The sequence below is a fragment of the Streptococcus taonis genome (genome assembly GCF_029948085.1).
GTDB classification, from domain to species: domain Bacteria; phylum Bacillota; class Bacilli; order Lactobacillales; family Streptococcaceae; genus Streptococcus; species Streptococcus taonis.
The window spans coordinates 1-9,157 of sequence record NZ_JARZZP010000024.1; the positions used below are offsets into that span (position 1 = coordinate 1).

10 protein-coding genes and 1 other RNA gene are annotated in these 9,157 nt (G+C 39.7%); 5 read left to right on the forward strand and 6 right to left on the reverse strand.

The features are described from left to right. Positions 1-513: 513 nt before the first annotated feature. The 6 genes from ssrA to QEZ38_RS09580 all read right to left on the reverse strand — a co-directional run bounded on the left by ssrA (position 514) and on the right by QEZ38_RS09580 (position 4,729). Positions 514-861, reverse strand: a transfer-messenger RNA (tmRNA) gene (ssrA, locus tag QEZ38_RS09555). A 103-nt stretch (positions 862-964) separates the two neighbouring features. Next, positions 965-1,546, reverse strand: a complete 582-nt coding sequence (locus QEZ38_RS09560) for a class I SAM-dependent DNA methyltransferase (RefSeq protein ID WP_248036027.1) — start codon at positions 1,544-1,546, stop codon at positions 965-967. A gap of 260 nt (positions 1,547-1,806) precedes the next feature. Then, on the reverse strand, positions 1,807-2,466 hold the full coding sequence (locus tag QEZ38_RS09565; RefSeq protein ID WP_248036026.1) for an amino acid ABC transporter permease: 660 nt from the start codon (positions 2,464-2,466) through the stop codon (positions 1,807-1,809). A gap of 9 nt (positions 2,467-2,475) precedes the next feature. Further along, the gene (locus tag QEZ38_RS09570) at positions 2,476-3,153 is read right to left on the reverse strand and encodes an amino acid ABC transporter permease (protein ID WP_281335771.1); all 678 of its coding nucleotides are present in this window, start codon (positions 3,151-3,153) and stop codon (positions 2,476-2,478) included. 12 nt (positions 3,154-3,165) lie between these two features. Continuing rightward, positions 3,166-3,960 carry a transporter substrate-binding domain-containing protein gene (locus QEZ38_RS09575; protein WP_281335772.1) on the reverse strand — a complete coding sequence of 265 codons (795 nt, stop codon included), beginning with the start codon at positions 3,958-3,960 and terminating at the stop codon, positions 3,166-3,168. Between the two features lie 10 nt (positions 3,961-3,970). Next, entirely contained in the window at positions 3,971-4,729 is a 759-nt protein-coding gene (locus QEZ38_RS09580; RefSeq protein WP_281335773.1) for an amino acid ABC transporter ATP-binding protein, read from the reverse strand. 177 nt (positions 4,730-4,906) lie between these two features. Here QEZ38_RS09580 and recJ point away from each other — a divergent pair, with 177 nt between their 5' ends. From recJ to QEZ38_RS09605, 5 genes are all read left to right on the forward strand, one after another. Continuing rightward, entirely contained in the window at positions 4,907-7,132 is a 2,226-nt protein-coding gene (gene recJ, locus QEZ38_RS09585) for a single-stranded-DNA-specific exonuclease RecJ (RefSeq protein ID WP_281335775.1), read from the forward strand. A 435-nt stretch (positions 7,133-7,567) separates the two neighbouring features. Continuing rightward, entirely contained in the window at positions 7,568-7,720 is a 153-nt protein-coding gene (rpmG, locus tag QEZ38_RS09590) for a 50S ribosomal protein L33 (RefSeq protein WP_001809375.1), read from the forward strand. Positions 7,721-7,729: 9 nt separating this feature from the next. Further along, positions 7,730-7,906 (forward strand): preprotein translocase subunit SecE, encoded by a 177-nt coding sequence (gene secE / locus QEZ38_RS09595; protein WP_001211016.1) that lies wholly within the window; start codon positions 7,730-7,732, stop codon positions 7,904-7,906. Between the two features lie 57 nt (positions 7,907-7,963). Next, positions 7,964-8,500: a transcription termination/antitermination protein NusG gene (gene nusG, locus QEZ38_RS09600; RefSeq protein ID WP_045763385.1), complete on the forward strand. Its 537-nt coding sequence runs from the start codon at positions 7,964-7,966 to the stop codon at positions 8,498-8,500. Positions 8,501-8,690: 190 nt separating this feature from the next. After that, positions 8,691-9,155 (forward strand): sigma-70 RNA polymerase sigma factor region 4 domain-containing protein, encoded by a 465-nt coding sequence (locus tag QEZ38_RS09605; RefSeq protein ID WP_281335774.1) that lies wholly within the window; start codon positions 8,691-8,693, stop codon positions 9,153-9,155. Positions 9,156-9,157: the final 2 nt, after the last annotated feature.

Consider the following 9,157-nt stretch of genomic DNA (forward strand, 5'->3'; position numbering starts at 1 on the left):
CAAATAAAGCAAAACTGAGAATCTCAATTCTATGAATTTGCTAGAAAAACCGTAAGAAGAAATTCTTACGGTTTTTTTGATGGATAATGATTAGGAGAAAGGGGAAATGTCAGTCTTACAGATCTTTAAAATGCTAAAAATTCAATTGAATAGCTGTTCAATGTATAGTTGATTGAAATAAGATGTGAACAAAGAGGTTAGGAAAGTCAAATTAATTTCTAAAAATGTTTTAGAATTTATATTGTACTACTCTAAGTTCAATCCACTATATATGCTATTTTTCCCATAGAAGAAAAGTTAATGTTGCCATCTTTCAAGTGTCTTGATGTAACATTGTAAACTTGTATGATGACAGAAAAAACGTTGATATCATCAACGTTTGAAACATAGGAACACCTCACAACTCTTCTTGTCTCTATTATACGACTTTACACAAAGAAAAGCCCTTGGAAACTTGACTTCCAAGGACTTTGTCTTCGTTCTAACGTTGAGAACATCAACGTTTTTTTAATATAATGGAGCCGGTGGGAGTCGAACCCACGTCCAAACACCTGCTAACATATTTGTCTACGACCATAGGTTATGTATTGTTTTAACAGCCCCTCGACACATAACTCAAGCCTAGGAACTGCGAGTCTATAAATCTCTTATCAAACTGCTAGACAAAGCCTGATCGTATCTCGCTAATAATAAGACCTGTCATCAGACACGAGCAATCCGAATCGGGTCACGCCTGCTGGTTTTTAGGCAGCTAGAGCGTAAGAAGTGTTATTTTTTGCAGTTATATTTAACTGGGCGTTTACGTCGCCACACGAGTCGCAAAATATGCCTCATAATGCCTGTCGAATCCGTAACGACCCCAAAAGACAATACAACTATTATACCTTATCTATTGGGAAAATGCAAAAACTGAGTAAAGATTAGCATTTGCTTTGTTTTTAGTGCTTGTCTGATACTCTAAGGGCTAAATATTTTTGCTACTTGTAAGAAATAATTGGGAAGGTTTATGGAGAAAGAGATGGTCTGAGCTGTAGAGTATTTGACTTGTTATTTCCGAGAAACCTTGTTGGCTGAGGCTTTCTTCAAGTTCAGAAATGATAAAACCGTGTGTCTCTCCAGCTGGTAGAGTAAAATCAGCAATAAAGAGTTGTCCGCCATGAGTCAAATGTTCCTTGAACATAGATAGACTGTCATCAAGATTAGGCATATGATGAAGAACTCGACTGACGATAATAAGGTCGAACTCTTCTTCAAGTGGTTCAAGTAATAAATCCTGTTGAATCAAGTATAGGTTTGCAAGTTTTTGACTGTCAATCTTGAGACGAGCTTGCGCAAGCATCTTGTCCGCAATATCAACCAAGGTCACTGATTTAGCTTGTTTGGCAAGAGGAAGGGCGATAAGGCCAGTTCCACCTCCAAAGTCTAGGATTGATTTGTTTGACAAATCAGGCACTTGTTTTATTAGATGCTGGCAAACAAGATCGGCCAGAAATTGATTTTTTGGAGAATCAAATGATTCTGCTCGATGATTAAAATGATGTTCCATATTTCTAGTCTAGCATAGAGTTTGTCAGTTTAACATTTCCTAGCTTATTTTTTAGTAAAGAAATAAGCAAAAAGATTTCTCTCAAAAGGCGGTGGGACAGAAATCGATAGACAAAGTCTCGATTTCGTAGTCCCAGCCCCGCGAGGATGATTAGGAGCATTTTGGAGTCTAAAAGACGAACAAAAAGTTCAATCAGCTACCGCGTCAATGTTTGATTGTTAATAAAAAGTGAGGTCGGGATTTTTTGTCCCAACCTCTTGTTATTCTGCAGCTTGTTGCCAACGTTTTGCTAGAGTCCGTGAAAGGCTTGAAATAGCTAGGTTGAAGCTGAAGTAGATTAGAGCGACCAGGATATATAAGCTGAAAACCTGTTCCGGTTCAAAGTATCGGCCCATGAGAATTTGACTGGCACCAAAAAGCTCTTGGAGGGCGATTACAGAGTATAAAAGACTTGTATCCTTAATCACTGTTACAAATTGAGAGATGATGGCAGGGAGCATCTTGCGGATGGCTTGCGGTAGGATGATGTGATAAAGGATTTGGCGATAGGAGAAACCTTGTGCCATCCCTGCCTCGTATTGTCCTTGATCCACTGCGTTAAGACCACCTCGGATAATTTCAGCCAGAGCTGCAGATGTAAAGAGAGTAAAGGCGGTGATTCCAGCTGGGGTAGATTTCATTTTAAAGACTAAAAAAATAGTGAAAATCCATAGTAAATTAGGAACATTTCGGACAAATTCAATGTAGACACTAGCAAGGATTCGTAATAGGGTGTTTTTTCCATTACGCATGACAGCGAGGATGGTTCCAATCAGTGTTGAAAGCGTGATAGCAATCAAAGAGATATAGAGGGTTAGACCAAAACCTTTTAAAATAAAGATGAGGTTGTCTAGACTGAGAACTTCAAGAATACTTTCCATAAAAACCTCCTAAAGTGAATAAGCTTTTTTGTTAGCTTGCTCCATTTTTCGTCCAAATTGGGCTACAGGGAAGCAGAGGGCAAAGTAGAAGAAGGCAGCACCTAAAAAGGCTGGGATGTAGTTGCCGTTGAGTGCGGACCAAGATTTGGTGACAAACATAAGATCAACTCCAGAAATGATAGCTACTGTCGAAGTATTCTTAATCAGGTTGACGACTTGGTTGGTCAAGGGAGGGAGAATGATGCGAAAAGCCTGCGGTAAGATAATCAGGCGCATTGCGTTTGCGTAGGTGAATCCTTGAGAAAGGGCGGCTTCGAGTTGGCCTCTAGGGATAGACTGAATTCCTGATCGAATGACCTCGGCGATATAGGCACCGTGGTAGAGTCCGACGCAAAGAACGGCAGTCCAGTAGATAGGAATCATGATAGTATGGTTACTAATCAGAGGCAAGCCGTAAAAGACAATAACGAACTGAACTAGGAGAGGGGTGTTTTGATAAAATTCGACAAAGATACGAGACAAGATCCGTAAACTACCATGTTTGCTAGTGGATAAGGTACCAAATAGGATGTCCAATAGCATGGCTAGGGTAAAAGAACCTAGAGCAATAGCTATAGTAAAGAGAAATCCGTTAAAAAATTGACCAAAATGTTGAAAATAAGCTGTCCAAGATGATAAATCTATCATGTAGCTACCTCCTTATTCTGCTGAGTGTTTGGAAGGTTTGAGATTGTAGCGACCGTATAACTCCTGCAAGGTCCCATCCTGACTCCATTTGACAACCAATTGATCTAGGTAGTCATTCAGTTGCGTGTTTGATTTTTTGGTTACAATACCATAGTCAGAAGGTTTGAAGCTATCGTCAAGTAGTTCAGTTCTTTTGCTGGTATACCCGGAAAGGATAGAACGGTCTACTGAGAAGGCATCAATCCGATGGGCGTGGAGGGAGGTGATCAATTCAGGATAAGAGCCGAGTTCGACAAATTTAAAGGATAGTCCTTTTTTATTACCTAGCTCTGTAATCAGCTTTTGGGTGATGGATCCTTGTGCGACTCCAATGGTTTTTCCGTTTAAATCTTCAATATCTTTAATCTTACCTGATTTATTTACCAAAAATCCACAGGCGTCTGTATAGTAAGGGCTGGTGAAGTTGTAGAGTTTTTTTCGTTCGTCAGTAATTGTGAAGGTGGCGATATCCATATCCACTTGTTCGTTGTCTAACAGAGGACCTCGAGTTTGAGCAGTAACTGGAACGTAGCGGACCTTGACCTTGAGTTGATCTGCAATCAGTTTGGCTAAATCTGTTTCAATACCTGAGAATTCTCCAGTTTTCGGGTTTTTATAGCCGAAATTAGGGACGTCTTGTTTGACGCCAACAACGATTTCTGCCTTTTTTTGGATATCTGAGATGCTGGTATCTGCTTGAACTGATGTCACAAATCCAATGCTTAAAAGACTGGTAACTACTGTTGCAAGAAAGAAATTCTTTTTCATAGGTGTCTCCTTATTTGACCTTATCACTTTCGTGGTTGATAATCTTGCTGAGAAATTGTTGGGCGCGTGGTTCACTTGGGTGATCAAAAAATGCATCCACATCTGTTGTATCGACCAGGACTTGCCCATCTGCCATAAAGATGATGCGATCAGCTACTTTACGAGCGAAGCCCATTTCGTGTGTGACGATGATCATATTCATGCCGTCGTGGGCTAGTTTTTTCATAACAGCTAGGACATCGCCGATTGTTTCGGGGTCGAGAGCTGAGGTTGGTTCGTCAAAGAGGAGGAGTTCAGGTTTCATAGCTAGACCTCTAGCGATAGCTACTCGTTGTTTTTGTCCGCCTGATAAGGTGGCTGGATAGGAATCTTTCTTATCCCACATATTTACAAATTCTAAATATTTTTGCGCAGTTTTTTGAGCCTCTTTGGGATCAATACCCAGTACTTTAATAGGTGCAAGAGTTACATTTTCTAACACAGTCTTATGTGGATAAAGATTAAAATGTTGGAAAACCATACCTACTTCCTTGCGGAGGGGGACCAAATCCTTTTGGCTAGCACCTGCCACTTGGTGTCCGTTTACCAGGAGACTTCCACTATCAATTGCCTCTAGACCATTGATAGTACGGATAAGGGTTGACTTTCCAGAACCAGATGGTCCAAGTAAAACAACAACTTGGCCTTTTTCAAAACGAAGGTTGATATTCTGGAGTGCGTGGTAGTCTCCGTAATACTTTTCAACAGCTTTAAATTCTACTAAAGTCATAATTCTTCTCCTTTGTGTTAGATTTTGTAACATCGATTCTACAACAAAAGCGTTTTCCTGTCAAATGATATTACAAAAAAATTAGTAAAATTTTGATAAAAGCAAAGCAGATAGAGAAAAACTGGAAATCATGTTATAATAAAACAATAGAATCGTAAGAAAGAGTGGATGATTTTTTTGATAATTCCTACTTATAATTGGCAATTTGCTCCGCAAGTTGAGGATGCGGATTTTACAAAGATAGCTAAGAAAGCTGGTTTGGGACCTGAAGTAGCTCGTTTGTTATTTGAACGAGGCATCAAGGATGAAACTAGTCTGAAAAAATTTTTAGAACCTTCTTTGGAGGATTTGCATGATCCCTACCTTTTAAATGATATGGAAAAGGCAGTGGAGCGGATTCGCCATGCTATTGAGCAAGGGGAACTGATTCTCATTTACGGGGACTACGATGCGGATGGGATGACTTCGGCTTCCATTGTCAAGGAAAGTTTAGAACAGTTAGGCGCTGAGTGCCTGGTTTATCTTCCCAATCGCTTTACGGATGGTTATGGTCCAAATGCCAGTGTCTACAAATATTTCATTGAACAGCAGGGTGTGTCTTTGATTGTGACGGTGGACAATGGTGTGGCGGGGCATGAGGCCATTGATTTGGCTCAGTCTATGGGAGTGGATGTCATTGTGACTGACCACCATTCTATGCCTGAGGTTTTACCAGATGCCTATGCTATTATCCATCCTGAACATCCAGGGGCGGACTATCCTTTCAAGCATTTGGCGGGTTGTGGTGTCGCATTTAAGTTGGCTTGTGCCCTTTTAGAAGAAGTGCAGGTTGAGTTGTTGGACTTGGTTGCCATCGGTACAATTGCCGATATGGTCAGCTTGACGGACGAAAATCGTATCATGGTCCAGTATGGTCTTGAGGTCTTGCGCAACACTCAACGAATGGGTCTACAAGAAATGTTTGAAATTGCTGGGATTTCGAGTAGTGATGTGACAGAAGAAACGGTCGGTTTTCAGTTGGCACCTCGTTTAAATGCCTTAGGGCGCTTGGATGATCCCAATCCAGCTATTGATTTGTTAACTGGATTTGACGATGAGGAAGTGCATGAAATCGCCCTTTTGATTCATCAAAAGAATGAAGAACGTAAGGAAATTGTTCAGTCTATTTACGATGAAGCCAAGGGCATGGTGGATCCTGATAAAAGTGTTCAAGTTTTGGCCAAGGAAGGCTGGAATCCAGGAGTTCTTGGAATTGTAGCTGGCCGCTTACTTGAAGAACTAGGTCAGACAGTCATTGTACTGAATATCGAAGATGGAAGCGCCAAGGGGAGTGCTCGAAGCGTAGAAGCAGTCGATATCTTTGAAGCCTTGGACCCGCATCGAGAACTGTTTATTGCCTTTGGTGGTCACGCAGGTGCTGCGGGTATGACCCTTGAAGTGGAAAAGTTGGAAGTCTTGTCTGATGTTTTGGAAGCCTATATCCGAGAAAAAGGTGTAGATGCCCAAGGTAAAAACAATCTATTTTTAGATGAAGAACTGGACTTAGAGACCTTGAGTTTGGAGACGGTGAAAAGTTTTGAACGTCTAGCTCCTTTTGGGATGGATAACCAAAAGCCTGTCTTCTATATTCGAGATTTTCAAGTTGAAAATGCTCGCGTCATGGGGGCTGGTAATGCTCATCTCAAGCTGAAAATTTCCAAAGGTGAGGCCAGTTTTGAGGTAGTCGCTTTTGGTCAAGGGAAATGGGCGACTGAATTCTCACAGACCAAGCAACTGGAACTAGCAGTGACTCTCTCTGTCAACCAATGGAATGGACAAACAACCTTGCAGTTGATGATGGTTGATGCCCGTGTAGAAGGTGTCCAGCTCTTTAACATCCGTGGTAAGAATGCCCTGTTGCCAGAAGGGGTAGCCGTTTTGGACTTTACGCAAGAGTTACCTGATGTCACCTCTTGTTCAGCTATTGTCGTTAAGAATATCCCTGAGGATATATCCCTCCTTAAGAAAATCTGTCAGGAACAGGAGTTTTCAGCTATTTACTTTAAAAATGATATAGCTAAGGCTTACTACTTGACGGGATATGGAACGAGAGAGCAGTTTGCAAAATTGTATAAAACCATCTATCAGTTCCCGGAGTTTGACATTCGCTATAAACTCAAGGATTTGGCGGCCTATCTCAAGATTGAGCAAATCCTATTAGTCAAAATGATTCAGATATTTGAAGAGCTTGGCTTTGTGACCATTGAAAATGGAGTCATGAGGGTGAATAAAGAGGCTGAAAAGCGTGATATAGCTGAGAGTCAGATTTATCAAAAGCTGAAACAAACTGTTAAAGAGCAAGAAATAATGGCGCTTGGAACAGTTCAGGAAATCTATGATTTCTTAATGGAAAAAAATGAATAGAGATCGAAAGAGTTGGCTTGCTGACTCTTTTTTTGCTATCAAAAACTACATCAATGAAAGGAATTTAGTGCTATGTGAGAGGAGTGAAGGACTGTTGAACCTTGTTGAATAAAGTTAGTCGGAGTAGAAAATGGATAAAGAGAAGAAAAAGAAATTACTGGCAGAGTACAAGCAATAACAGAAGAAAGAATTTGAAGCAAGTTTACCGATAACAAGGGAGATCTTTTTAGATTTGTTTGATTTTTTGGATCAGGAGTTAGAGTCGCTGACTTGTTATGACGCTTTTCTTTTGAAAAAATATGTTTAAAAGTATTTTGGATAAATCCCTTGGTAAAACAAGTGGAAGTTACTTTGAAAAATTACCTTAAAAAATCAAAAACGATTTAACTTGTCAAAGCAGAGGTTTATTGTTATAATAGGTAAGATGGAGGCGTTATGGCACTTAAAAAAGCAAGTCTAGCCTGTGCGGTTTGTGGTTCTAGAAACTATTCGATTAAGATTAGTGGCAATCCAAAACCAACACGCTTAGAAGTAAATAAATTTTGTAAACACTGTGGCAAGTACACCACACACCGAGAAACGAGATAGGAGAAAACGATGCGTTTTATTAAGGACATTTTTAAACTTCTTAAAGAAACAACTTGGCCGACTCGCAAGGAAAGTTGGTTAGATTTTAAATCTATCATGGAATACACTGCTTTCTTTGTAGTGATGATTTATATTTTTGACCAATTGATTGTTAGCGGATTGATTCGTTTTATTAATATTTTTTAAAATAAGCTAAGGAAAAGATCTAGTCGCTGAAATTCTTCAGTTAGGAAAGGAAAAAACATGGATAGTTTTGATAAAGGATGGTTTGTGCTACAAACTTACTCTGGCTACGAAAATAAAGTAAAAGAAAATCTATTGCAACGTGCACAAACATACAATATGCTAGAAAATATTCTACGTGTTGAAATTCCTACACAAACAGTGCAAGTAGAAAAAAATGGAAAGAAAAAAGAAATCGAAGAAAATCGCTTTCCAGGGTATGTTCTTGTAGAAATGGTTATGACCGACGAAGCATGGTTTGTTGTGCGTAACACACCAAACGTAACAGGATTCGTAGGTTCACACGGAAATAGATCAAAACCAACTCCACTTTTGGAACAAGAAATTCGCGATATTTTAGTTTCTATGGGTCAAACTGTCCAAGAATTTGATATTGATGTCGAAGTTGGTCAAACTGTTCGTATTATTGACGGAGCTTTCGCAGATTACACAGGTAAGATCACAGAAATTGATAACAATAAAGTTAAGATGATTATCTCAATGTTTGGTAATGATACAGTTGCAGAAGTAAATCTTAACCAGATTGCAGAACTTTAATCAAAAATATTATCAATATAAAATCACAAACAAAGACAACTGTAGAGACAACGGTTGTCTTTTTATCTCTCATCTGTCTTCCTCAATACTTCCTGATACACCTTGGACTCAAAAAAACACAAAACAGAAACCAAAGCCCCTCTTTCCCCCTTTCTCTGCTAAACTAAAAGCAGAGAAAGGGGGAAAGCAAATGCTTGAAAAGTATTATGAGAAGGTAAAAGGTATTGTCCATAGATGCCGAAAAGATTATTATCTTCATCTATGGGAAAAAGAAGACTGGGACCAAGAAGGCATGATTTGTCTCCATGAACTTCTAGAACACCATCCAGAACTAGTGGAAGAAGAAAAGAAACTCTACGTTTACTTCAAAACAAAATTTCGGAATCGAATCCTTGATAGTGTCAGAAAACAAGAGAGTCAAAAGCGTCGCCTAGACCGGATGGCCTATGAAGAAGTAGGGGAGATTAGTCATCGCCTACCAGAAGGAGGATTGTGGTTGGATGATTACTACGCCCTCCATGAATTGTTGAATACTTATAGAAGAAAGTTACCAGAAGATAAGCAAGAAGCCTATGAACGCCTCTGGGCAGACGAACGATTTAAAGGTCGCAAAGCCCTTCTCAGAGAGCTGAAGGAAATAATTCAGGAGAAATGAAA